This window comes from Paenibacillus sp. FSL W7-1332 (genome assembly GCF_037969785.1).
Taxonomy (GTDB): Bacteria; Bacillota; Bacilli; order Paenibacillales; family Paenibacillaceae; genus Paenibacillus_AQ.
The window spans coordinates 2,146,327-2,170,458 of sequence record NZ_CP150209.1 but is presented as its reverse complement, the minus strand read 5'-3'; the positions used below and the strand labels follow the sequence as shown (position 1 = coordinate 2,170,458).

The 24,132-nt window shown below is 50.8% G+C and carries 23 protein-coding genes; 2 read left to right on the top strand and 21 right to left on the bottom strand.

Features of this window, described 5'->3' with window-relative positions; translation table 11 throughout:
* Positions 1-161 precede the first annotated feature (161 nt).
* Positions 162-1,133 (top strand): Na/Pi symporter, encoded by a 972-nt coding sequence (locus MKX98_RS09430; protein WP_220686060.1) that lies wholly within the window; start codon positions 162-164, stop codon positions 1,131-1,133.
* Here the strand turns inward: MKX98_RS09430 and MKX98_RS09425 are convergent.
* The 18 genes from MKX98_RS09425 to gpr form a co-directional block, all read right to left on the bottom strand.
* Positions 1,130-1,585, bottom strand: coding sequence for an NUDIX domain-containing protein (locus tag MKX98_RS09425; protein ID WP_194541630.1), 456 nt, complete (start codon positions 1,583-1,585; stop codon positions 1,130-1,132). The genes MKX98_RS09430 and MKX98_RS09425 overlap by 4 nt on opposite strands.
* 87 nt (positions 1,586-1,672) lie before the next feature.
* Positions 1,673-3,016: a tRNA (N(6)-L-threonylcarbamoyladenosine(37)-C(2))-methylthiotransferase MtaB gene (gene mtaB / locus MKX98_RS09420; RefSeq protein WP_194541629.1), complete on the bottom strand. Its 1,344-nt coding sequence runs from the start codon at positions 3,014-3,016 to the stop codon at positions 1,673-1,675.
* A gap of 2 nt (positions 3,017-3,018) precedes the next feature.
* Positions 3,019-3,789 (bottom strand): RsmE family RNA methyltransferase, encoded by a 771-nt coding sequence (locus MKX98_RS09415; RefSeq protein ID WP_339222745.1) that lies wholly within the window; start codon positions 3,787-3,789, stop codon positions 3,019-3,021.
* Positions 3,790-3,861: 72 nt separating this feature from the next.
* Positions 3,862-4,554 carry a site-2 protease family protein gene (locus MKX98_RS09410; protein ID WP_194541627.1) on the bottom strand — a complete coding sequence of 231 codons (693 nt, stop codon included), beginning with the start codon at positions 4,552-4,554 and terminating at the stop codon, positions 3,862-3,864.
* Between the two features lie 2 nt (positions 4,555-4,556).
* Positions 4,557-5,534: a 50S ribosomal protein L11 methyltransferase gene (gene prmA / locus MKX98_RS09405; protein WP_220686061.1), complete on the bottom strand. Its 978-nt coding sequence runs from the start codon at positions 5,532-5,534 to the stop codon at positions 4,557-4,559.
* Between the two features lie 300 nt (positions 5,535-5,834).
* Positions 5,835-6,035, bottom strand: coding sequence for a YfhD family protein (locus tag MKX98_RS09400; protein ID WP_009590798.1), 201 nt, complete (start codon positions 6,033-6,035; stop codon positions 5,835-5,837).
* A 47-nt stretch (positions 6,036-6,082) separates the two neighbouring features.
* Positions 6,083-6,454 (bottom strand): hypothetical protein, encoded by a 372-nt coding sequence (locus tag MKX98_RS09395; protein ID WP_113058333.1) that lies wholly within the window; start codon positions 6,452-6,454, stop codon positions 6,083-6,085.
* Positions 6,455-6,685: 231 nt separating this feature from the next.
* A complete protein-coding gene (gene dnaJ / locus MKX98_RS09390) occupies positions 6,686-7,804 on the bottom strand; it encodes a molecular chaperone DnaJ (protein ID WP_071222920.1) in 1,119 nt (372 codons plus the stop codon).
* A 93-nt stretch (positions 7,805-7,897) separates the two neighbouring features.
* Positions 7,898-9,739, bottom strand: a complete 1,842-nt coding sequence (gene dnaK / locus MKX98_RS09385; protein ID WP_194541625.1) for a molecular chaperone DnaK — start codon at positions 9,737-9,739, stop codon at positions 7,898-7,900.
* A gap of 86 nt (positions 9,740-9,825) precedes the next feature.
* Positions 9,826-10,437 (bottom strand): nucleotide exchange factor GrpE, encoded by a 612-nt coding sequence (gene grpE, locus MKX98_RS09380; protein ID WP_339222741.1) that lies wholly within the window; start codon positions 10,435-10,437, stop codon positions 9,826-9,828.
* 63 nt (positions 10,438-10,500) lie between these two features.
* The gene (locus MKX98_RS09375) at positions 10,501-12,042 is read right to left on the bottom strand and encodes a TCP-1/cpn60 chaperonin family protein (protein ID WP_194541623.1); all 1,542 of its coding nucleotides are present in this window, start codon (positions 12,040-12,042) and stop codon (positions 10,501-10,503) included.
* A 13-nt stretch (positions 12,043-12,055) separates the two neighbouring features.
* Positions 12,056-13,090 (bottom strand): heat-inducible transcriptional repressor HrcA, encoded by a 1,035-nt coding sequence (gene hrcA / locus MKX98_RS09370; protein WP_071222916.1) that lies wholly within the window; start codon positions 13,088-13,090, stop codon positions 12,056-12,058.
* Positions 13,091-13,198: 108 nt separating this feature from the next.
* Positions 13,199-13,660 carry an N-acetyltransferase gene (locus MKX98_RS09365; RefSeq protein WP_100535892.1) on the bottom strand — a complete coding sequence of 154 codons (462 nt, stop codon included), beginning with the start codon at positions 13,658-13,660 and terminating at the stop codon, positions 13,199-13,201.
* 76 nt (positions 13,661-13,736) lie between these two features.
* A complete protein-coding gene (gene hemW, locus MKX98_RS09360) occupies positions 13,737-14,903 on the bottom strand; it encodes a radical SAM family heme chaperone HemW (protein ID WP_339222736.1) in 1,167 nt (388 codons plus the stop codon).
* 391 nt (positions 14,904-15,294) lie between these two features.
* Entirely contained in the window at positions 15,295-17,112 is a 1,818-nt protein-coding gene (gene lepA / locus MKX98_RS09355; protein ID WP_194541621.1) for a translation elongation factor 4, read from the bottom strand.
* An 88-nt stretch (positions 17,113-17,200) separates the two neighbouring features.
* Positions 17,201-17,608 (bottom strand): hypothetical protein, encoded by a 408-nt coding sequence (locus tag MKX98_RS09350; RefSeq protein ID WP_233354798.1) that lies wholly within the window; start codon positions 17,606-17,608, stop codon positions 17,201-17,203.
* A gap of 62 nt (positions 17,609-17,670) precedes the next feature.
* Complete coding sequence (locus tag MKX98_RS09345; RefSeq protein WP_194541619.1) at positions 17,671-19,044, bottom strand: stage II sporulation protein P; 1,374 nt, start codon at positions 19,042-19,044, stop codon at positions 17,671-17,673.
* 165 nt (positions 19,045-19,209) lie between these two features.
* The gene (gpr, locus tag MKX98_RS09340) at positions 19,210-20,211 is read right to left on the bottom strand and encodes a GPR endopeptidase (protein ID WP_194541618.1); all 1,002 of its coding nucleotides are present in this window, start codon (positions 20,209-20,211) and stop codon (positions 19,210-19,212) included.
* A gap of 162 nt (positions 20,212-20,373) precedes the next feature.
* Here gpr and rpsT point away from each other — a divergent pair, with 162 nt between their 5' ends.
* The gene (rpsT, locus tag MKX98_RS09335) at positions 20,374-20,646 is read left to right on the top strand and encodes a 30S ribosomal protein S20 (RefSeq protein ID WP_053489175.1); all 273 of its coding nucleotides are present in this window, start codon (positions 20,374-20,376) and stop codon (positions 20,644-20,646) included.
* Between the two features lie 234 nt (positions 20,647-20,880).
* Here the strand turns inward: rpsT and holA are convergent, their stop codons facing one another.
* From holA to MKX98_RS09320, 3 genes are all read right to left on the bottom strand, one after another.
* Complete coding sequence (holA, locus tag MKX98_RS09330; protein WP_220686066.1) at positions 20,881-21,900, bottom strand: DNA polymerase III subunit delta; 1,020 nt, start codon at positions 21,898-21,900, stop codon at positions 20,881-20,883.
* 296 nt (positions 21,901-22,196) lie between these two features.
* Positions 22,197-23,462, bottom strand: coding sequence for a zf-HC2 domain-containing protein (locus MKX98_RS09325; RefSeq protein WP_339222732.1), 1,266 nt, complete (start codon positions 23,460-23,462; stop codon positions 22,197-22,199).
* Positions 23,459-24,007 (bottom strand): sigma-70 family RNA polymerase sigma factor, encoded by a 549-nt coding sequence (locus MKX98_RS09320; protein ID WP_036644490.1) that lies wholly within the window; start codon positions 24,005-24,007, stop codon positions 23,459-23,461. The genes MKX98_RS09325 and MKX98_RS09320 overlap by 4 nt, the downstream gene beginning before the upstream one ends.
* Between the last annotated feature and the right edge of the window lie 125 nt (positions 24,008-24,132).

Here is a 24,132-nt window from a genome sequence, read left to right as displayed (position 1 = left end):
TTCGTGTTAGATATAGAATTTATTCGTTATCAGCAGAGCTGATGAAATTCTATATCGCAAGAAAACCTACCTTTGAATCGCGGTCGCTCATCCTTGATTGGCCTCGATTGGTTTTCTTATCAAAAGAGAGCTTTTTGAACAACCTCTAAAAGGAGAACATCATGCTATCCTCACTCTGGTTTCCCATCTGTTATGGTCTTGTCCTGTTCCTGTTCGGCATGAAGGTCATGGAGGTTGCCCTTCAACGCTGGGCCGGTCCGCTGCTGCATAAGTGGCTCCATAAAGCGACATCCACGCCCCTTAAGGGCATGATCGCCAGCACGGCGGTTACGGCTCTGTTGCAAAGCAGTACCGCCGTAACCGTGCTGGCAATCGGTTTTGCCAATGCCGGATTGTTAAGCCTCGCCGGTACCCTGGGCGTTATTCTCGGCACGAACATCGGCACAACGGTAACCACCGAGCTCATCAGCCTCCAGATTGGACAAGCCGCCATGCCGCTGCTTGTCCTCTCGCTAATGCTATGGGTCGGGGCCGTACTCGTCAGCGAGCGCGCGCCTTCGAGCTACGACAAGTTAAAAAACAATTTGATCCGCAGCCAGTTTTTATGCCTTGCTGTCGCCGGATTCTCGCTGGTGCTGCTTGCTATACAATTCATGCAATCCATCGGCCCGACCCTTCAGAGCCTCGGTGTGTTCCAATGGTTCCTGGACCACGCTTCGCGGAGCGTCCTCTGGGGCATTGCAGCCGGAACGATATTGACTGCTCTGATGCACAGCAGTGCCGCTGTCATCGCTATGGCTATGGGGCTTGCAGCCAGTGGCGCCCTGCCTCCGGAGATCGGCGTTGCCATCGTTCTTGGCTCCAATGTCGGCACCTGCGCCACAGCGCTTATCGCAGCCATCGGCAGTACCCGAGCAGGGCGATTCGTGGCATGGTCCCATATGGGGCTGAATATCGGCGGAGTCCTGCTCTTTACCCCGTTCATATCGGGCTTAACTGCCGTATCCGGATGGTTAGCAGCGGATCCGGCCGGGCAAATCGCCCATGCGCAAACCTTGTTTAATATCGTATGCTCGCTTATCGCGCTCCCACTATGCTATCTGCCCTTCTGGAACAAGCGGGCACAGACCTAAAATTTCATATCTTCATCCGCAGGAACGCTAACCTCGAGCAGCGTTAGCGCTTTACGCAGGATGATATCATTATTATTATATCCGTTGCTGCGCTGCTTCCTCCATGCGGCCAAAGGCTCGAACCAGTCCACCCCGTTGATTTCCTCGATTTGGGGTTTTAAGCTGCCTTTTTCTGCCTTAACCAGATAGTAATGAACTTCCTTGTCCACCTGGCCGAACTCGGGATGATGGTATTTATATGCAATAATGTCCACTGGAGAGGTGATGGATCCGACTATACCTGTCTCCTCGCAAATCTCTCGAAGTGCCGTTTGCTCGACGGTTTCACCGGCTTCCATCTTGCCTTTGGGAAGCGAGGTTTTTCCATAACGGTCCAAAATAAGCTGGATCTGAAGCGCCCCTTCATGATGACGGTATACCACGCCGCCTGCGGAAATCTGTGTATATGTCATGTTCCTATTCCTCCTTCATGTACAACAAGGATTCCACTTCCGGTAGCCAGGAAATGAAATCCTTGTCTGGTATGGCCGCTATTGGAATTACTGGGCAGCTGCCTTTAGTCCATGATCCATGACGCTGAGGAGTTCACCCTCGCATTCATTCACACCGGCTTTGGTTACTTTTACGCGGCACAGTTTGCCTTCGAGATCAGGCGATCCGTTGAATACAAGCTGCAGGTAATTATCGCTGTACCCCTGCATCTTTCCGCCGTTAGGAGCTCCCTTGTATTCGCGCTCCGGTATCACTTCCAGAATCTGACCCACAAAACGTTCAGCATAAGCAAGCTGCAACTGCTCTGACAAGTCAATCAAATCATGCACACGTGCATTCTTCACTTCCTCGTCCACCTGATCCTCCATCCGTGCCGCCGGCGTGCCGGTACGCTTCGAATACGGGAATACATGCATCTCGGAGAACTGAATTGCCTTCATCAGATCATAACCGTTACGGAACATCTCGTCGGTTTCGCCAGGGAAGCCAACGATAACGTCCGTCGTAATGCCTACATCGGGCATCGCTTGACGAATCAAGCCCATCTTGTTATAGAACTCTTCGGTTGTATATTTACGGCGCATCCGTTTCAGTACCGTATCATCCCCCGCTTGCAGCGGAATGTGAAGGTGGCGGCACATTTTACTGGAGCGGTTCAACACATCCAGCATCTTCTCATCGATCTGGCTTGCTTCGATGGAGCTGATGCGGATCCGTTCCAAACCGTCTACCCGGTCAAGATCCCACAGCAAATCGGACAATCTGTAATCTTCAAGATCATCTCCGTATCCGCCTGTGTGAATACCGGTCAGCACGATTTCCTTATACCCTGCTCCAACCAGCTGATGCGCCTGTTTGATGATGCTCTTCGGATCACGGCTGCGTGACAAACCGCGGGACCAAGGGATAATGCAGAACGTACAGAAGTTGTTGCATCCGTCCTGGATTTTCAGAAATGCACGAGTGCGTTCTGCGAAATCCGGAACGTCCATTTCCTCAAATACCCGGGTCTTCATAATATTGCGAACAGCATTAATCGGCTGACGCGTCTTTTCAATATCATGGATGAAATCCATGATTTTATCGCGATCCTGGTTCCCGATCACAAGATCCACACCCGGTATATCCAGAATTTCTGCAGGCGAGGTCTGGGCGTAGCAGCCCGTTACAGCCACGATGGCCTCGGGATTGCGGCGAACCGCGCGTCTGATCATCTGACGGCTCTTCTTATCCCCTGTATTGGTAACGTGGCAGGTGTTAATCAAATAAACATCTGCGGTTTGTTCGAAGTCCACCTGGTCGTAGCCTTCATTTTTGAAGTATTGCCAGATGGCCTCGGTATCGTAAAAATTGACTTTGCAACCCAACGTATAAAACGCTACGGATGGCATGTTCAAACGCCCCCCATTTCTCCAGATTCATATAGTGCGCAGGCAAGCGCCGTCATACCGGCAGTCTCGCAGCGAAGGATCCGTCTTCCAAGTCCAACGGATACGGCTCCTGCATCTTCGGCGGCTCGGCATTCCTCTTCCGTAAAGCCGCCCTCGGGTCCAACGACCAGCAGCAAGCTCGCCTTCTCGGCCGAATTCGACAGCGCCTGCTCTACAAAAGGCTTCAGCACGTCCCTCAGCTGGGAGCCATGCTCTTTTTCATAACAAAAATATACGGCATCATAGCCGGAAAACGCTGCAAGCAGATTTTTCCACGACAAAGGCTGTTCAACAGACGGTATCCGGTTACGATGCGCCTGTTCAGCCGCCTCTTTCGCAATCTTGCGCCAGCGCTCCAGCCGCTTTCCTTCCTTCTTGGCATCGTACTGAACAATCGTTCTGTCCGATAAAAAGGGCACAAAGGACACCGCGCCGATCTCGGTGCACTTTTGGATGACGGTCTCCATCTTATCGCCTTTCGGCAAGCTTTGAGCGATGCTCACTTGCAGACGCGGTTCCTGGGTCATCTCCATGGGTTCAATTACAACGGCAATGACACTGGCCGCCTCGATGCTTTCAATCTCCACCATGGCTTCGCGGGATGCCCCATCGCTTACAATCAATTTATCACCAAGCCTGCCTCGCATGACCTTGGTAATATGACGGGCGTCATCGCCCGTAATCTCAACACGGTCTCCCTCGAATTGTTCGGGAGTGACAAAATATCGCTGCATCTTTAACCTCACCTAACTCCAAAATCGCCAAACCACATCATACAACTTTTCGTGCTAACTGACCAGAGTAAATCAGAGCCTGTAACCGCCGGTCATCATAATGAACATGTCCAAAAATTTGGAAGACAGCGCATGTGCCGCATCATACAGGGGCTTGATCGTATAATCCTGGAACACGGGCAACAATATGATCAACAGGAAGAAAAGGATCGACCATTGCTCAAACTTCTGAATCCTCGCACTGAGACGCGGAGGCAACGCATTCTCAAGAACCCTGTAGCCGTCCAGCGGAGGCAATGGAACAAGATTGAACAGACATAGAAAGAAGTTGAGCAATATAAATATATTAAAGAACAAATGCACCGCTTGATCCGTCTTGGTAATTCCCTCTGGAGGAATAATCCCGGTTTGGTACAGAACAGCATAAATGAGCGCACCAAGTATACCTAACATAAGATTACTCAGCGGACCCACCGCCGCCACAATGATGCTCATTCGGCGCGGGTTGCTGAAGTTCTCACGATTGATCGGTACCGGCCGTGCCCAGCCAAAACCTGCAATCAGCAAGAGAATAATCCCCAGAAAATCAAAATGTACCGCCGGATTCAGTGTAACCCTTCCCAGCAGCTTGGCCGTTGGGTCTCCGAATTTATTCGCAAAATAGGCATGCGAGAATTCATGCACGGTAAAGGCAATAATTAAAGCAATCAGATAAAAAGGAAGTTGTTCCAGCGGATAAAATAACAGTTGGTCCAAAAACTCCATAATCAGTTTTTCCTCGCCACGAACGCAACCCAATCATCCTCGCGGCAGATGTCGGCAATTTCGAAACCGGAGGCAATCAGCGCCTTTTCTACGATCTCTTCTTTGTTCTTGTAAATGCCCGAGGCGATATAAGCGCCTCCCGGCCGAAGAGCCCGGTATACATCGTCTACAAACAACAGGATGACCTCAGCCAAAATGTTAGCCACTACAACTTGTACCGGAAGCGTCACGCCCAGATCGGATGAATCGGATTGATTGGTGATTACAGAGAGCAGATCGCTTTCCTTGACCGTAATCCGATCTTCCAAACCGTTAAGACGGGTATTCTCCATTGCGCTGGATACAGCAACCGGGTCCAGATCGAGAGCCAGTATCCGTGAAGCTCCCAAATGCGCGGCGCCGATGGAAAGTATGCCAGAGCCTGTCCCGACATCTATGACTTCCTCTCCACCCTTGATCACCATCTCGAGTGTGCGCAAGCATAACGAAGTCGTCGGATGCGTTCCAGTGCCGAATGCCATGCCCGGGTCCAGCTCAATAATCGATTCTTGATCGGATTCCGGCGTGTACTCTTCCCATGTCGGCTTGATTGTCAATCGCTCGGATACACGGATCGGTTTGAAATACTGCTTCCAGGCCGTTGCCCATTCATTCTCATCGACGGTCTTCATCTCATACCTGACTTCACCTGTATCAATCCCAAATTCCTTCAGTTCATTCACGCGCGGCGTTATCTCATCACGGATCGCTTCCAAGGTCACCGTCTCATCAAAGTACCCTTTGATTACGGCTTGCCCTTCAGGAATATCGTTAAACGGAACGATCTCATCAAACCACTGTCCAAGGGATGTGTCCCGCTTCTTGTTTGTCGTACCGGATTCTTCGATCGAAACGCCTCCGGCTCCCGCCTCATGCAGGAAATTCGTAATCATCTCCACGGCTTCCTCCGTGGTATGTATCGTTAATTCATGCCATAACATGTGCTACTGTTCCTCCTCATTCATACATAGTTATTATTGTACTATATTGAGGACCCCGGATACAAAGTTTGTACTAAAATACCATGAGGACTTTACTTACAAATCGGTCAAATGCGGAATACGTCTATCAGCGTACTTTCACAGAAGACAGACCTCATATGGCGGAAGTTTTACTTGCGGAATAAGGATGGCTATCCTCCGAAGTTTATACTTTCTTATCTCTTCAACAAAAAAGCCCTGCTTACCACCTCCGTAACAAGAAAGGTAAGAGGGCTCTTTCAAACGCTGAAGCCATAACGACTAATCTACATTTTTACTGGTTTCATCGAGAATTTTCTTCAATTGGCGTTCATCCGCCGCCTCGCTTCTGCGCAGCGCTTCCACATCATCGTGATCGGCTTCCATGGCCGAAAATTCAACATCCTCCGCCTTAGCGGATTGAAGGGCAATCATTTTCTCGGTTTTGCTCGAGATTTTCCCTTTTTTTACGCGTCTCATCATGAATGCCGTTCTCCTTTCCAAAATAAAAGATCAGAGCCGTCCTTACCTTAAATCATGCCGCCGGATTCTTCGATTAACCGCATGGCTTGCGGAAATACGCCTTCGTCCAATACAACCGTCAGCAAAATATCCCGGCCTTCGGTTCCGTCCTCCCCGCCGCTGCTCATCCCGCTGGCGGACGGATCCGCCGCCCCGAGAATTCCGGCTCCCGGCCCCGAAATATCCGCATTTAAGGTCAGCGTTGTTAAGCTTGCAATGTTGCCTGTCAACGGATTCATCGGATTGTTGAGCTCCCCGCCGGGATCGGCGCTAAACCGGTCGATGGACATATCGGCAACGCGCAGCGACTGCAATTTGCGGGCAGCATGCTGGGCTTCTTCCGGGCTTTTAAAATACGCCAAAATATTTTTCTCTGCCACTTCATTTCACCTGCATTTCCTAATTCAAGATTGCAACTTCCTAGATGGAACTTCCCTAGGTTGCTTCATCGTCAAGTGTTTTATTCTTGAGGAATCGGCTGTTTAAGCTGGCAGACCACCTAAAGCTCCCTTCCGTCCCCAGAAACAAAAAAACAGCAGGCCGAAGGTTGATCACCTTAAGCCTGCTGCTGTTCTTTAAGCTATGAGGGGGATTAACCCCATAAGTTTGTATTAGTCACCGCGGAATGCTTTTTTAACACGGTCAAAGAAAGACTGTTCCTGCTCATGGGTCTGTTCGCCATCAAGGGAAGCAAACTGACGAAGCAGCTCTTTCTGATCATCACTCAGCTTGCTTGGCGTAACGACCACAACCTTGACGTGCTGGTCACCCTGTCCCATGCCGCGAAGCCGAGGCACCCCTTTGCCTTTCAAGCGGAAGAAGGTTCCCGTCTGCGTACCGGCCGGAATCTTCAGCTTCACTCTCTCCGTCAGCGTCGGGATCTCAATCTCGTCGCCAAGCGCAGCCTGAGCAAAGGTAAGCGGCACTTCGCAATAAATGTCGTCCCCTTCGCGTTCGAAGAAGTCATGCGGCTTCACGCGGATGACGATATACAAGTCACCGGCCGGGCCGCCGCGGAAGCCGCCTTCGCCTTCACCTGTCATGCGAAGCTGAGCTCCGTCGTCCACACCAGCAGGCACGCGAACATGAATCTTGCGCTGCTTCTTCACTTTGCCGTTGCCGTTACAAGTCGAGCAGCGGTCTTTGATGATTTTCCCTGTTCCGTTACAGTTCGAGCAAGCGCGACGGTTTACCATACGTCCAAACGGCGTATTTTGCACGACTTCTTGCTGCCCGCTGCCGTTACACACCGAACATGTATGCGGCTGCGTGCCCGGCTTCGCACCGGAGCCGTGACATGTATCGCATGTCTCCGTTCTCGGAATGGTGATATCCGTTTCCTTACCGAATACCGCTTCCTTAAATTCAACCGTCATCGTATATTGCAGATCGTTCCCCCGCTGAGGCGCATTCGGATCACGGCGACCATTACCGCCAAAGAACATATCGAATATATCTCCAAAACCGCCGAAATCACCGGAGAAACCGCCTCCGCCCATACCTTGGTTCGGATCGATATGACCATACTGGTCATATTGCGCACGCTTCTGACCATCGCTCAATACATCGTAAGCCTCTTTCACTTCCTTGAATTTGGCTTCCGCGTCAGCCGCTTTGTTCACGTCCGGATGATATTGGCGAGCCATTTTGCGGTACGCCTTCTTGATTTCATCGTCCGATGCATCCTTGCCGACACCGAGCACCTCATAATAATCACGCTTATCAGCCACGGTTTCACCCCAATCTCTTTATTACTCTTTTACATAAGGAAAGCCAAAGTGCGAAGATGCGCAGCTTTGACCTTCCCATACAATCTATTCAGATTAACCTTTGTTTTTATCTTCGTCAACAACCTCGTAATCTGCATCTACGACATTGTCTTTCTTAGGAGCGCCGGCGTCAGCACCTTCAGCACCTTGCTGTTCCTGTTGTGCTGCTTGCTCATACAGCTTTACGGACAGCTGCTGTACGATTTGAGTCAACTCCTCTACCGAAGCGTTAATCTCTTCGAGGTTATCGGATTCAAGGGCCTTCTTCACTTTGTCTTTCGCTTCGTTCGCTTTTTCCACTTCGGAAGCGTCGACTTTGTCGCCTAGATCCTTGAGTGTTTTCTCGGTCGTGTATACGAGTTGGTCCGCATTGTTGCGAGCTTCTACCAGCTCTTTGCGTTTACGGTCTTCTTCAGCATGAAGCTCAGCGTCCTTCATCATTTGCTCAACTTCAGCATCGCTCAAGCCGCTGGAGGACGTGATCGTGATCTTCTGGCTCTTGCCAGTACCTTTATCCGTCGCCGATACGTTTACGATACCGTTCGCATCGATGTCAAAGGTAACTTCGATTTGCGGCACGCCGCGCGGTGCTGGAGGAATGTCTCCAAGCATGAAGCGTCCCAGCGTTTTGTTGCCGGCAGCCATTTCGCGTTCACCTTGCAGCACGTGAATTTCAACGCTCGGCTGATTATCGGCATACGTGGAGAATACTTGGGATTTGCTTGTTGGAATCGTCGTGTTGCGGTCGATCATTTTGGTGAATACGCCGCCTGCGGTTTCGATACCGAGGGACAACGGAGTTACGTCGAGCAACACGACGTCTTTAACGTCACCTGTCAATACGCCGGCTTGAACGGCTGCTCCAAGCGCAACCACTTCGTCAGGGTTTACGCCTTTGTGAGGCTCTTTTCCTGTCAATTTCTTAATCGCTTCCTGTACGGCAGGAATACGAGTGGAACCGCCGACAAGGACGATTTTGTGAATATCGTTAGCGGTCAAACCTGCATCGCTAAGCGCTTGACGAGTCGGGCCAAGCGTACGCTCTACCAGGGAAGCAGACAATTCTTCGAATTTAGCACGAGTCAGGTTAATCTCAAGATGCTGAGGCACGCCGTCAGCAACGGTGATGAACGGCAGCGAAATCGTGGTTGTCAGTACGCCGGACAATTCTTTTTTCGCTTTTTCCGCAGCGTCTTTCAGACGTTGAACAGCTGCTTTGTCTTTGCTGAGATCGATGCCTTGCTCTTTCTTGAATTCGGCTACCAGGTAGTCAATGATCACTTGGTCAAAGTCGTCGCCGCCAAGCTGGTTGTCCCCGCTGGTTGCTTTTACTTCGAAGAAGCCATCGCCCAGTTCTAGAATGGAAACGTCGAATGTACCGCCGCCAAGGTCATATACCAGGATGGTTTGGTCTTCGGATTTCTCCATGCCGTAAGCCAATGCAGCAGCGGTCGGCTCGTTGACGATACGCAGCACTTCAAGACCCGCGATTTTACCGGCATCCTTGGTCGCTTGACGCTGGCTGTCATTAAAGTATGCTGGAACCGTAATAACCGCCTGGGTTACTGGTTGGCCCAGATAAGCTTCCGCATCGGATTTCAGCTTCTGCAGAATGATAGCAGAGATTTCTTGCGGCGTGTAGTCTTTGCCGTCGATGGATTCTTTGTGATTTGTACCCATATGACGCTTAATAGAGATAATGGTACGATCCGGGTTGGTGATCGCTTGACGTTTCGCTGTATCCCCAACGATACGCTCGCCGTCTTTCTTAAATCCGACAACGGATGGAGTCGTACGAGCACCCTCCGGATTCGGAATAACTACTGCTTCCCCACCCTCCATTACGGCTACGCAGGAGTTGGTTGTTCCTAAGTCGATACCAATAACTTTGCTCATGTAAAAATTTCCTCCTTATTCATTCACACGAATCCTCGCATGATCTTCATCAATTTTTTATATGATAAACGACTATCGAAAGTCGCTTACATGCTCACTTTAACCATCGCAGGTCTTAACACTTTATCTTTAAGCATATACCCCTTCTGCACTTCCTCAACCACGATGCCTTCCTCGTATTCATCGCTTTCCACCTGCATGATCGCTTGGTGATACTCCGGATTGAACGGCTCGCCTACACTCTTCATCGCGGTCAAGCCTTCGGTAGCAAGGACCGATTCCAACTGGCGGAAGATCATGCTGACTCCCTTGGAGAAGGATTCAAACTCCGGGTTCTCCTCGGATGCCTGAAGGGCACGCTCAAAATTGTCGATGACGGGCAGAAGCTCCGTAATCAGTTTGGAAGATGCATATTTGCCCAGATCTTCTTTCTCCTTCTGGGTGCGACGACGGAAGTTGTCAAAATCCGCTTGAACTCGCAGGGTACGCTGCTGGTGCTCCAGCACCTCAGCCTGAAGCTTCTCAAGCTCTGCTGAACCTGCTTCATCCGCCGATTCCGTTACAGGAATCTCCTGTTCGGGATTTACGGCTTCCTCTGCAGACTCGCGCTCACCCGTATTTGGCGTGTTCTCCAAAGTTTCTTCCATCATTTCTTCTGTAACTGTATCTTGAACGGCATCCTTATGCTCTTTATTCAAGACGCCTTCACCTCCTTCATAGTCTAAAACAGTCTATCCGTGATTTGTTCTATACCTTAAGCGTTATTCGCCTATTTCTTTCATCTTGATGACGTGATGAATCCGCAGCACGGCTGCTGCGACTTCACCGGCTGCCCGCAAGCCGTGAAGTTTAACCGGTGCCGGATCCAGCACGCCCAGCTCCTCATAATCGACAACCCGGCCGCTGTCGCAATCAATACCCATGCAATCAGAGTCTGCACGGATTTGCGCAGCGCGCACTTCTTCCATCTTCTCGAGCGGGTTGTAACCGGCATTGAGAAGTATCTGCGACATCGGCTTGCGCAAAGCCGCCGAAACGGCTTCCATGCCGAAGGCTTCCATGCCTTTCTGAGCCTCCCGGATCCGTTCCAACTCGTAGGACACCGCGAGTTCGCTTGTCCCGCCGCCCGGAAGCACCCCTCCGGAAACGGCAGCCTGCAGTGCCGAGGCCGCATCCCCAGCGATTCTGGCCGCTTCGCCTACGACCTCGGAAGTGCTTGCCCCAACAATGACCGTCACGATACGGTCCTTGTCTTGGCTGCCGCAGGACAGCCGGATTTTCTCGATGCCTTCATCATAAGCGACACGCGGGGTATCACCCAGAAGGACCGCAAGCTCCTTCGAGTCTTTATGTAACGCCTTGCGGCGTATGGGAGTAGCTCCCGTCATGTCGCTTACCCGGCGAAGATCCGCACGGGAGACGCGCGGTACAACCATCATGCCGTGATCCAGGCAAAACTGCTCCGCATCCGGGTGGATGCCTTTTTCAAGCAGGATGAGTTTTACGGACAGCTCGGACAATCTCTCCAAATCTGAAGCGAACACTTTTCGGAGATCCATATATTGCGCAAATCCGGCTTCGGTTGTGAGCGCCTCTTCATCGATCTCATCCGGCTCCAGGGAATCAAACAGCACCAACACTTTTGCATCGTCATATGACCTGGACTCGCGGGCGAAGATCGGTCGCTGCCGGAGCAGAACCCCCTCAAACACTTCATTCTCGGCATTCTCCAGGGCAATTATACTGTCCGCGAGCGAGTAGGAAGGATCCTGAAGACGGGTGATTCCGGCTTTCCTCGCAGCTTGCATAATCAGCTCCACGATGTCCTTCCGTTCACGCCCCGCAACGTACACCGTCCGTTCCAGCAGCGGATCATCCAATCCGTCGATCAGCCGAACCCGCTTGGTTAACAGCTCCATCGACTTCTCGATTCCTTGACGCAGCCCCTCCACCACCTTGGATGCAGGCACCCCGCGGGTGATGCGGGAAACCCCTTCCTGCACAAGTGCTCCTGCAAGCACGGTAGCCGTTGTGGTTCCGTCGCCGATTTTCTCCTGCTGCGCTCTTGCCACCTGAATGAGAAGGCGGGCAGCCGGGTGGGTGACATCCATTTTATCCAGAATCGTTACCCCGTCATTGGTAATGACCACTTCGCCGCGGGGACCTACCAGCATCACGTCGAGCCCCTTCGGTCCAAGCGTGCCTTCTACAGCGGACGTGACGGCCCGGACGGCATTACTGTTGTTTAATAGCGTAGAATAACGTTCATCTCCGTCCACTTGGCTATGTTGTCCTTGGCTCATCTGTCTCACTCCTTTATTTGTACCAGTGTGACAGCAGCTTCGTCAGATCATGGGATAACACGTTCAAGATGCCGATCACCCGTGCATATTCCATTCTTGTAGGACCGAGAATACCAATCGAACCGAGCGCTTTTCCATCTATCGAATAAGTCGCAGTAATCAAACTGCAATTGGAAATCGCTTCATGCGTATTTTCCGTACCGATCTTCACTTGGACACCATGCTCACCGGGAGCAGGAGCCATGAGTTTCAACAGTGCGGGTGTCTGTTCCAGAAGCTCGAAAATCTCCCTTACCTTATCCACATCCTTGAACTCCGGCTGATTCAGCATGTGGGTCGTGCCGCTAAGATATACGCCGCGATGGTCCGGTTCATTGTTAAGGGCGATATCCAGCATACTCATGAGGTCTTCATAATGTGAAATATGCCGCTGCATTTCCTCGCCAATCTCCGTATACAAACGGGTCTTGAGTTTATATAGAGGCACGTTGACCAGCTTCTTGTTCAGAAGATTGACCACTTGCTCCAGATCGGAAACGGACACACCCTGCGGAATCGAAACAATCTTGTTCTCGACTTGCCCTGTGCTGGTTACGATGATGGCTACCGCTTGATCCTCATGGAGAGGAAGAAGCTGGAAATGACGCAAAGACGTATGAAAAACTTCCGGTCCCAGCAGGATGGAAGTGTAATTAGTCATTTGAGACAGAATGCCAGCTGTATGCTGTATCATCTGCTCCATCACGTTCAGCTTTTCTGCAAAAAAGGATTTCATCATATGCAGTTCCGCAGGGTTCAAGGAAAACGACGACGTGAGATGATCAACATAATAACGATATCCTTTATGTGACGGAATTCGTCCAGCTGATGTATGAGGCTGCTCCAGAAATCCGAGTTCCTCCAGATCAGCCATCTCGTTACGAATGGTTGCCGGACTGTATCCGACATCCCCGCGTTTGGAAATGCTTCTTGAACCAACCGGCTCGGCAGAACGGATATAGTCATCCACAATGGCATTCAAAATCATGCGTTGACGATCTGTTAACATGTCGCTCCCCTCCTTGCTGACTGCTTAATTTCACTTTCGTTAGCACTCATCGCCATCGAGTGCTAACCGATATAACAAAAATACCAAACCGACCTGAGGATTGTCAAGTCAGTTCAGTACTTTAAGAACAGCTATTTCGTCACAAGCGTGCTGCTTCTTGCAGTGAATGCAGTCGGTCCACACTTTCTCCGGGAAAATCTCCTTTTCCACAACGGCAAAGCCGTTTTTGATGAAAAAGGATACCTCGTACGTCAAGGCCATCACTTTCGGAAGCTCGCGCCGTTTCGCTTCTTCCAGAAGGGAATCCACCAGCATGGAGCCGATTCCTTGCCCTTTATAACCATCGGAGATGCCGAGTGAACGAATCTCTACCAGATCATTTCCCAGCTGGCACAAGGAACCGCAGCCGATCACGTTCCCTTCAGACTCGGCCACAACGAATTCCCCGATCTGTTTCTCCAGCACTTTTTTGGACCGGGGCAGCATAATGCCCTTTTCCGCATAACCCTGAATCATCTGATACAGCGGCTCGACATCTTCTAACTTCGCCTTTCTGCATACCGCCGACATTGTTGTCCGTCTCCCCTTTACACGCTCCGTCATGTTATGAATAAATATACAACAGAGCGCATATAAGTTCAATAGATTAATTTGTTGACAAGCTGCCTATAAATTCGGCAAACACATCGTTGCCGAACAGAATGCCTTTACTGCTCAGTTTATATCCATCATCCGTGGAATCGAGAAGTCCCGCACCTACCATTTTATTCAGCGGGCCGGCGAATACCTCTTCCATAGAAATCCCGAATTGCTGCCGGAACCGGCTGCGCGAAACGCCATCCAGGACTCGGAGCCCAACCATGAGGAAATCCTCCATCGCTTCTTCTCTTGATACCTCAAAGCTCTCCAATCGCGGAAGTCCTTGATTCGCTGCTTCATTATATGGGTTGACGCCTTTAATGTTTACATGGCGCTGACGACCAATGTATCCGTGCGCTCCCGCGCCCAAGCCATAATAATCCTCGTTGCGCCAATACGTCATATTATGCCGGCTCTCAAAGCCGGGTTTGGCAAAATTACTGATCTCATACTGTTTATATCCGGCAGCCTGCATCCGCTCCATTAATAGAAGATACATATTCAGCTCGTCCTCCTCATCCGGAAGCGGCAGCTGGTTTCGCTGGTACATCGTATGGAACAGCGTGTTTTCTTCAACCTTCAGGCTGTAGATTGAATAATGCGGGAGTCCAAGCTCCAGCGCCTTATCCACGCTTTCCGCAAGCATGTCCAAGGTTTGGTTCGGGAGCCCGAACATCAAATCGATGGACATGTTATCAAAGCCTGCTCTTCTGGCGTTCTCGAGACTTCGATACACATCATCCGTATCATGAATCCGACCGATGCCGGTCAGCAAGCTGTTCTGGAAGGCCTGCACCCCGAAGCTGATGCGGTTCACGCCGCCTTCGCGCATGACGGACAGCTTCTCCAAATCCGTAGTGCCGGGATTGGCTTCCATCGAAAATTCAATGTCATCGGACCATTCCGGAAAATGGCGCTTCACGCTCTGCAAGAAGTATTCCATTTCATCCGGCTTCAGCACCGTTGGAGTCCCGCCGCCTACAAATATGCTTTTGATTCGTCCAGGCGGGTTGGCCTTAACGGTCAGCTCCATTTCCTTATCCAGCGCGCGAAGATAATCCATTACCGGCTGATCTTTCAACACGTAGGAATTGAAGTCGCAGTAAAAACATTTATTGGTACAAAACGGAATGTGGATGTACACCGCTTCCGTCCGTTGATCGTTTGCCGTCATTCTTTTCTTGCCCCCTCATGTACACCTCTGGCATGACTTACTTTAAGTGCGAGTTCAAAAAGTCAGGTTTTCAGCACCGAGAAGGTTGGATGAAGCTAGGGACGTCAGGAGCGGAGCGTAGGCAAAACCTACGTGAGCACCGGAAGGCCCGGCTGAATTCAATATTCGATGTCGATTAAGCTTCATGTGCTGCTTCGTGATCAAAAGATGACTTTTTGAACAACCTCTTTTAAGTAACTTCTCGAAAGTTCCTTCTCTACTATAACGCTATGCTTCTTGGAATGAAAGAAAGGAAAGCCGAGAATCGGCTTTCCCATCATTTACTTCATAAGACTATATACGCAGGACAGCCTACCCTGTTAACTCTTGGGCTGGCATTCCTATGCAAAATTTACTTGTCGTCGATTTTCAGTACCGCCATGAAGGCTTCCTGCGGCACTTCAACGCTGCCGACTTGCTTCATCCGTTTCTTACCTTCCTTCTGCTTCTCAAGGAGTTTCCGTTTACGGGAGATGTCACCGCCGTAACACTTGGCAAGGACGTTTTTGCGCATCGCTTTAACCGTTTCACGGGCAACAACCTTGGTACCGACAGAAGCTTGAATCGGCACTTCGAACATTTGACGAGGAATCAGCTCACGCAGCTTCTCGCAAATCGCCCGCCCGCGGTGATAAGCACGGTCCTTGTGCACGATAAAGGACAAGGCATCCACCTGCTCGGCATTGAGCAAAATGTCCATTTTGACCAGATTGGATCGACGGTACCCGGACAGCTCATAATCGAATGAAGCATATCCTTTGGTGCTCGATTTCAATTGGTCGAAGAAATCATACACGATTTCCGACAGCGGAATTTCATAGGTAATGGTAACGCGCGTTGTGTCCAGGTATTCCATGTTTACGAATTCGCCGCGTTTATTCTGGCAGAGTTCCATGATCGCTCCGACATAATCGTTCGGAACGATAATGCCTGCTTTAACATAAGGCTCTTCGACATAATCGACCTTGCCCACCTCAGGATAATGAGACGGGTTATCGATCTGGATCTGCTCTCCGTTCGTCAGCGTAATGCGGTAAATAACGCTCGGCGCAGTCGTAATCAGCGGTATGTTAAACTCTCGTTCAATCCGCTCCTGGATGACATCCATGTGCAGCAGGCCAAGGAATCCGCAACGGAAACCGAATCCGAGCGCGCTGGATGTCTCCGGCTCAAAGCTGAGCGATGCATCATTAAGCTGCAGCTTCTCAAGCGCCTCGCGCAGATCATTGTAGTCTGACGTTTCGATTGGATACAGTCCGCAGAATACCATCGGGTTGATTTTGCGGTAACCCGGAAGCGGCTGGGCCGTCGGACGCTTGGCATCCGTTACCGTATCACCGACCTGCGTATCGCCAACGCTCTTGATACCAGCCACGATGAAACCGACATCGCCGACGTTAAGCTCGTCCACGATGGACATGCGCGGCTTAAACGCCCCCACCTCAATGACCTCGAAGGTTTTGCCGGTAGCCATCATTTTGATCTTGGAGCCGGCTTTAATGCTTCCGTCAATAACGCGCACATATACGATAACGCCTTTGTAAGGATCATAATGGGAGTCGAAAATCAGCGCTTTCAGCGGTTCTTCCGAATCGCCGGTTGGCGCAGGAACTTTCTGAACCACCTGCTCCAGAATTTCCTTGATTCCGATGCCGGCCTTGGCAGAAGCTAATACGGCATCGCTGGCATCCAGACCGATGACATCCTCAACTTCCTGTTTCACCCGCTCAGGATCGGCGCTTGGCAAGTCTATCTTGTTAATGACAGGCAGAATTTCAAGATTGTTATCCAGTGCCAGATATACGTTGGCCAATGTCTGCGCTTCAATTCCCTGTGCAGCATCAACTACGAGCAGCGCGCCTTCACAAGCGGCCAGGCTTCGGGATACCTCATACGTAAAGTCGACGTGCCCTGGAGTATCAATCAGATTCAATATATACTCCTCGCCGTCATCGGATTTGTAATTCAGGCGAACCGCCTGCAGCTTGATGGTAATCCCGCGTTCTCTCTCCAGATCCATCTGATCCAGTACCTGCTCTTGCATTTCACGCGAAGTTAATGCGCCCGTAAATTCCAATATACGGTCAGCAAGCGTCGATTTCCCATGGTCTATATGTGCAATGATACAGAAATTACGAATTTTTTGTTGTCTTGCTTGTACGTCTGTCATGCCTAACCCCCAACAACCACCAGATGTTTGAATCAACTTATTATACCAGTTGAGGGGATGCACAGCAATGCTGAGAATAAAGGTGAATTTATTCCGTGATCGATCCGAACATCGATACGACCCAGCGTATGCTTTTGTCAGACAACTGCTGAAGCAGACCTGCCGTCTTATCGGCCAGCACATCGGCAGGCGGTTGCGAACGCTCGGGAAGCAGGATGTCGCTAGGCGTCGGCTCATATTCGGGCAAGGTCTTACGAGCATCTTCTTCTAGAACAGCGGACTCTGATACGGGAGGGGTCTTGCGTGTCCCTCCCCATCCATTCCCTTGAGCAGCCCCGCCTTGCGGATCCTGAGCATGGTTTTGCTGCACAGTTTGCACGGCTCCGGTACCGTCTGCCGGTACTGGTGCTTTTGCCCCGCCAAGCTGCATGCCGACCAATATGCCGATGCCTGTCCATATGATAAGAGCCACCAACCGTTTTCCCATTCTTGACATCACTGAGTCCCTCCCCGATTTACCCGTTCACACTTGGCGCACTTGCACTTACCGCCGAGCTGTTAGCCTGCTTTGGCTGCTTGATCCTCTGTTCCTTTTTTGCTTCCGCCCTTGGTTCCCGCGGAAACGGACTGCTTCTTCGTTTGATCGTTGTCTTTTTTCACGCTGGCTTTCTCCGCCTCTTGCTCCTGCCAGTACACATCTGCAATGATGTCCGCCAACGCTTCAGCTGTCCGCTGCAATTCTTCCTTCGTATTATCGATGCCGCCGATTTCGATCAGAATACTGTTTGGCGACAGGGATTGATTATATTCCCCGTTCCCTTGATCCGCTGATTTGCCCCACACGCCTCGAGACACCCCAGGATAGGATTTTTCCAGCTTGGCATTGATTTTGCTTGCAAACGCCTCGTTCTGTCTCCAGTTCTCGTTCGCATGACCGATGATGAAGTAAACCTTGGCGTAGTTAACGCCGTTTACGGTTGCCGTCGTTTTGTTATACCGCTGCGAATCCCGATGGATATCGATCAGGTAATGAATGCCGTCGTTCTGGGACATGGCCTCCATGACCATCTGGCGCGAGTATTTATAAGAAAAGTTATAATTGTATCCTTCAATGGTAGATTGATAGTCACTTTTATCATGCAGGGTCCCAATTCCGTTGGCCTCAAGTCTTTTACTCAGAAAGCTGCCCACCAGCATGACGTTCTTGCTTGGGGATACAGCCCCCGGATTATCGGATGGATGCGTTAGCAGCGGGTTATATGCTTCCTGTGGGTGCGAATGATAGATGAGTACGGCTTTCTTTCCATTCGTAGACTTTCCATCCTTGGAGGTGCTTCCAGGGTCATTCTTACTGCCAGGCTCGTCTTCCGTGCCCTGATCCGGGACATCCTCGCCATTATCTTCATTGCCGATACCCCGACCGCCTTGCGGCGGCTCTTCCCCGGCATCAGCAGGGTCGCCTTCCGCCTGCTCCTCGGCGGGATCCGGCCGGTAATCCGCCGGTGCTTCCCCATCCTCGTTCCCGGAGCCATGTGACAGCTGCACCGGTTGATTTGCCTTCATGCCGGGCAATTCGCCCGCAAGCAGGCTTTTCGGGTCCCTCGGGTTCACGCTCGTGAGCAATTCAAAGACGAAGGTCGACATTTTCTCGCCGGAGAAGCTTGAGGTCTCCTTGGAAGCCGTCATATGCGGCATCTCCATGCCGATCATATCGATGAAAAAATGGCTGGATAACGAAGCGGCCAATCCTTTCATGGACGACACGGGCGAGGAATTCATCCGCTGTTCCGCCATCCCTCCAAGCCCTAGCAAAATAAAAAATATAAGAGAGCCTAGCATCAGTATAATGAGCGTTCGACCCATGCTCAGACCTTCCATGACCTTACGCTTCAGCCTGGCAATATTCCAGATGCGAAACTTGCGATTGTTCATAACGATGTCCTCCTCGGTTCGCCGGGACCTATCCGGCCATCATTCCGCCGTTCCCGCGACTTTCGTAATCTCTTATATTTCAAATCTATGAACCGGGGAGAATCGATAGAACTAGATCCATGAAAAATATAAAAGCTCCGATAGATTCGGAGCTTTTATACCGGGTTAGTGCGTGTATGCACCTACATTGCCGGGATCCACAGCCTCATGCAGCGCTGCATTCAGGCCGGTTGCGACGATATTGGCGATGTCCTCTATAAATTCGTCAATCTCCTTAGGCGTTACGATAAGGTCATGGCCCAGCGGCTCCAGCACCTCCTTCACCAGCGCGAGGCGCTCACCTTCGGGTATATCATGAAGCATACCCATAATTTTGCCCGTCTCCGGCGCACCTTCGCCAAAATGGGACTTCATGAGCTCAATTGCGTTATTAACGATGGTGGAAGCATAGCAGACGGTTGGAACACCGATGGCAATGCAGGGAACTCCAAGAATCTCCTGCGTCAATCCCTTGCGTTTATTGCCGACACCAGAGCCGGGGTGGATCCCGATATCCGCAATCTGGATGGTCGTATTCACACGCTCCAGCGAACGCGAAGCCAGAGCATCAATGGCGATGATCAGGTCAGGACGGATTTGTTCCACGATCCCTTGAACCGTTTCGCTGGATTCAATCCCTGTCAGACCGAGCACACCAGGCGCTACGGCACTAACCTGACGATAACCTGGCGCTACCCGATCCGGCATAAGCTCGAAATACTGACGGGTGACCATCACGTTCTCCACCACAAGCGGTCCCAGCGAATCCGGCGTCACATTCCAGTTGCCAAGCCCGACAATGAGCACGCTTGCCTTGGGTCCGATCCCGATCCGGGACATGAATGCCTCGAACTCACGGGCGAAGACAACGGACACCTGATCTTGAAGCTCCGTATCCCCCTTGCGAAGATCGGGCACCTCCAACGTGACGTAATGGCCCTTCACTCTGCCGATTTGCGTAGAGGCTGCTTCGTTTTCCACGTCCAGCCTTGTAATCTTGATTCCGTCCTCCTGCACCACATCCTCCATCACACCAGGAATAGGCGCATTGCCTTTTCCTCCCGCCAGTTCTCTTGATTCCACCGCCAGGTCCGTTCGGACCGAATATTTTTGCAGATCCAGATCCATCTAAATTCACACTCCTCCTCATATTGCTAGTAGTGTGCGAGAGTACGGGAGAGATTATGCAGAAGTCCGAATGAGTATTGCTTTTTGTCCACCCCCATGCTAAAATATTTTAAGTTGTGAATCATTTCGCTCTATTGAAATGCCTTACAGGAGGTGAATGTAATGCCAAACATCAAATCCGCGATTAAACGTGTAAAGACAAGTGACAAACGCCACGCGCTTAACATTTCTCAAAAATCCGCGCTTCGCACAGCTGTTAAAACTGCTGACGTAGCGTTGAACGGTACAGAAATCGAAGCTGCTAAAGTTGCTTTCCAAGCTGCTTCCAAGAAGCTTGATAAAGCCGTTACGAAGGGCCTGATCCATAAGAACGCAGCTGCCCGCAAAAAGTCCCGTCTGGCGAAAAGACTGAACGCTCTTACGTCCCAAGCGTAAGTAACGTTTGTTGAATACGACATGGAAAAAGCCCTGAACAGTTCACGCTGCTCAGGGCTTTTTGTGGTACATTGATCGACATGCTCTTCTCGTAGACAGACCGCTTATAGCGGACTGTTTTTCTTGCGGGATCAGGTCGGTAAGGCTCTGTTGTCCATGCTTTCTGATCTCGAAAGAAAAAGAGCGTATGACTGCTCCCGCAGTCGTACGCTCTTAACTTGTTGCGGATGGTCTTTACGCACCAAGCCGCAGCAAAAACAATTCAATGCCCAGCACCTTATCCACGGCCCCGGTCTTCATCTGGTAATCCAGATTCGCCAGATGGTTCAGTATGCCTTCAAGGCGAGCTGTCTCAAACTTTCGGGCTTGCTCGCCCGCAATCTTCACCGCATAGGGATGCAATCCGATCTGGGATGCAATTTGCTGCTGTGAGTAGCTCTGGGTGGATAAAGTCTTCACCTGCAGAATAATCCGGAACTGTCTGGTAATCAGCGCAGCAATCTTGATCGGCTCCTCGCGCTGCTTCAGCAGTTCGTAATAAATTCCGAGCGCCTTGTCCAATCGAAGATTCGCAATATCCTCTACAAGCGCAAATACATTCTGTTCCGTACTGCGCGCCACCAGCATATCCACGGTTGCGACATCAATCACGCCGCCAGCGCCAGCATATAAGCACAGCTTTTCGATCTCACCTGATAATGCCTGAAGGCTGGTTCCCGCATTTCGCACGATCGCTTCCGCCGCACCTTCCCGCAACGTGCAGTCGCTTTTCTTTACCTGCTTGTCCACCCAGCGAAGCAAATCCTCCCCGCCCAAAGGCATGAAGGACAAAGCAACCCCCGATTTCTTGACTGCCTTGACTACCTTCTTCCGTTCATCCAGCTTTTCTTGTCCAACCATAAAGACAATCACACTATAATCAGCAGGATTGGTCAAATAGTCCAGCAAAGCCTCTGGACGATGATCCACTTTCCCGTTATCTTTTGCTGCGGTAAAAAAAGCCGTATCCCTGACCATGATCAGTTTTTTTTGAACCATAAAAGGAACCGTCTCCGCTTCTTCAATAACGGTTTGAATCGGAACTTCCCCTAAATCCATATGAACGAGGGCAAAATCACGGTCTTCTTTCGGGATTAGCTGGGCTTCCAGAAATTCGGCGAATTCCTTCATTTGAAATTTCTCGCTGCCATACAACAAATAGACGGCAGACACCTCTCCCTGCTTAACCGCCTTGGCCGCCGCTTTGGCATCCATCGGCGTCCCCCCTTTCTACTCTGTACACTATACCAAAAAAGTGTGCCTGAATGCGAGACGACAAGATAAAAATGCAATCGTCCGCACGAAAACAAAGAGACCTCGGCTTTGGCAGCGGCAAGGTCCCTTCGTCCCAACACATCTATATAAACGCCGGCAAGTATGCTCTAGAAACACCTCGCCGCCGGTCATACGACGGTAGTTGGTATCATGCTCTCTCTAATATATAGTGTATTCATATCTCCCGGCATTGGTGCACCGATTGTATATATCTCTGAACATTTCTCTGAACATCTCTATGATTTAGGCTGCTTCTGCCCCGTAGATGCCGGTGGCGGGGACTTCTCAATGGAATAGACGGATTCAACCAATTCGTTATCGGTCTGCACCTTATACTTGAACGTTAAGCCATCCTCGGACCATTGACCGGATACCCAGCTTCCGCCGAGCGGAATTGTCTCAACCGTTTCAACCGCATCAGGCGAAGTTTGGCTTCCCGATGGCAGACGATAGATAATCAGATGATCGGCCTCGAGCGAGGCTCGGTAGAGACCGTCCGGGGACGACCACTGTTCCGGCACCATCGCCAGTCCTTGGTACGATCCGGATGACCTGTCGGATGATTCGGCGCTTTCCATGACCGCATCACCGGCAGGATCGCTAATTGGAGGCAGCATCTCAGACGTGGTATCCGGTTCCGTAGGTGACGTCTGGACATCCATGGTTTCAGAACTCTGCTCAGGTTCATTCGCCGGAGGGTCAGACGGACTTCCGGTATCGGTTTTTGGCACCTCATTGTTGCTCGTTGCAGGTTGGTCTGGCGCTTGGGGTTCCCCAACATCTTTCATCTGAACCGGTTTATCGGGTGCTGTAACATCTTTACTGGTGCCATCAGCCGCATCCGATGGCTCCTGTGTTGCCTTCGTATCATTCGAGGCAGGGTCGGAATTGGCTTCCGGTGACGATTCCGATGGCGAACTCCGCAGACTTGCGGATGAATCGTTCCCATCATTCGATTCGCCACCCGTCTCCGTGCCGCCTTCGGCGGCAAACGGCTGAGCCATTTCCTGATTCTGCGTGGCAGCCGATTCGTCATTCGCCCCGGCACTGGTCGTGCTAGCCTCTTCGTATGGAAGCTCCGCATCGGATAACATCTTCGGTTCATTATTAAAAATCGCTACGCCGAGAATAAGTACAGCCGCGGCGGCCCCGATAGCAGTTCTACCGCCAATCGTGCTCCACCAGCTGCCCGCACGTCGCGGACGCCGCATTTCCGGCATCATTTCGGCTGGCTCCTGGCTTTTCAGTGCTGGAGGTACGACAAGGTTCTGGCGATCACGGTCAATGGCATCCAGTCTAGGCATGATAGCGTCTACCAGACTGACAGGCGGGGTTACGGCCGGAAGATCCTCAAGCTCTCTGTTCAATGATTTCAATATATTAAAGGTCTCCGCACACATGGGGCACACGGCAATATGCTGATACATTTGGGCCGTCTCCTCCGAAGTGAGATCCCGGTCCAAATACCGGTGCATACGTTCCACCACCTCTTGGCAATTCATCCTGATACACCACCTTTCTGATGCTCTTGGAGCATATTCTGCAGCTGCTGCCTGGCCCTGAACAAATAGGATTTTACCGTATTGAGCGGGAGGTTCAGACAATCAGCAATTTCGTTGTAGGATAGATCCTGCAAATACCTTAAGACAATGACCGTACGATGATGGTCCGGCAGTTGATTAATGGCTTCCTGAATATCCTGAGCCAGATATCCCGACATCACTTCCCGTTCTACATCGAGATTATCCCGAAACACCAGATCATGTTCATCGATGGAAACCGTCGGCTTTGTCCTGCGGAATTTATCAATGCATATGTTGGTGACAATCCGTTGGACCCAAGTTTTGAACTGAGCCTTCTCCTCGTAGGAGTTAATCTTCGTATATACACGTATAAGTGCTTCCTGGGCTGCATCCATAGCATCCTGTTCATTGTTTAAAATGTAATAAGCAGTTCGGTAAACATGTTGCTCAATTTCTCGCAATAGGGTGATTAGAGCGTCGCGATCGCCCGATTGAGCGGCTCTTATGAGTCCCTGCTCCACCACAGTGGATCCCCCTCTCCCTGCATACATACAGACGGATAAAATTAAAAAAATGTTGCAGTATGTAACCTATTATTTTTTTAGGAAACTTCATCTAACTATACCAAATATAAAGATTATAGTCACCG

Excerpts from the sequence above, each read along its gene's own strand:
- MKX98_RS09430 (WP_220686060.1), top strand. The coding sequence starts at position 162 with ATGCTATCCTCACTCTGGTTTCCCATCTGTTATGGTCTTGTCCTGTTC.
- MKX98_RS09425 (WP_194541630.1), bottom strand. The coding sequence starts at position 1,585 with ATGACATATACACAGATTTCCGCAGGCGGCGTGGTATACCGTCATCAT.
- mtaB (WP_194541629.1), bottom strand. The coding sequence starts at position 3,016 with ATGCCATCCGTAGCGTTTTATACGTTGGGTTGCAAAGTCAATTTTTAC.
- MKX98_RS09415 (WP_339222745.1), bottom strand. The coding sequence starts at position 3,789 with ATGCAGCGATATTTTGTCACTCCCGAACAATTCGAGGGAGACCGTGTT.
- MKX98_RS09410 (WP_194541627.1), bottom strand. The coding sequence starts at position 4,554 with ATGGAGTTTTTGGACCAACTGTTATTTTATCCGCTGGAACAACTTCCT.
- prmA (WP_220686061.1), bottom strand. The coding sequence starts at position 5,534 with ATGTTATGGCATGAATTAACGATACATACCACGGAGGAAGCCGTGGAG.
- MKX98_RS09400 (WP_009590798.1), bottom strand. The coding sequence starts at position 6,035 with ATGATGAGACGCGTAAAAAAAGGGAAAATCTCGAGCAAAACCGAGAAA.
- dnaK (WP_194541625.1), bottom strand. The coding sequence starts at position 9,739 with ATGAGCAAAGTTATTGGTATCGACTTAGGAACAACCAACTCCTGCGTA.
- MKX98_RS09375 (WP_194541623.1), bottom strand. The coding sequence starts at position 12,042 with ATGAGCCAAGGACAACATAGCCAAGTGGACGGAGATGAACGTTATTCT.
- hrcA (WP_071222916.1), bottom strand. The coding sequence starts at position 13,090 with ATGTTAACAGATCGTCAACGCATGATTTTGAATGCCATTGTGGATGAC.
- MKX98_RS09365 (WP_100535892.1), bottom strand. The coding sequence starts at position 13,660 with ATGTCGGCGGTATGCAGAAAGGCGAAGTTAGAAGATGTCGAGCCGCTG.
- hemW (WP_339222736.1), bottom strand. The coding sequence starts at position 14,903 with ATGACGGCAAACGATCAACGGACGGAAGCGGTGTACATCCACATTCCG.
- lepA (WP_194541621.1), bottom strand. The coding sequence starts at position 17,112 with ATGACAGACGTACAAGCAAGACAACAAAAAATTCGTAATTTCTGTATC.
- MKX98_RS09350 (WP_233354798.1), bottom strand. The coding sequence starts at position 17,608 with ATGTCAAGAATGGGAAAACGGTTGGTGGCTCTTATCATATGGACAGGC.
- MKX98_RS09345 (WP_194541619.1), bottom strand. The coding sequence starts at position 19,044 with ATGAACAATCGCAAGTTTCGCATCTGGAATATTGCCAGGCTGAAGCGT.
- gpr (WP_194541618.1), bottom strand. The coding sequence starts at position 20,211 with ATGGATCTGGATCTGCAAAAATATTCGGTCCGAACGGACCTGGCGGTG.
- rpsT (WP_053489175.1), top strand. The coding sequence starts at position 20,374 with ATGCCAAACATCAAATCCGCGATTAAACGTGTAAAGACAAGTGACAAA.
- holA (WP_220686066.1), bottom strand. The coding sequence starts at position 21,900 with ATGGATGCCAAAGCGGCGGCCAAGGCGGTTAAGCAGGGAGAGGTGTCT.
- MKX98_RS09325 (WP_339222732.1), bottom strand. The coding sequence starts at position 23,462 with ATGAATTGCCAAGAGGTGGTGGAACGTATGCACCGGTATTTGGACCGG.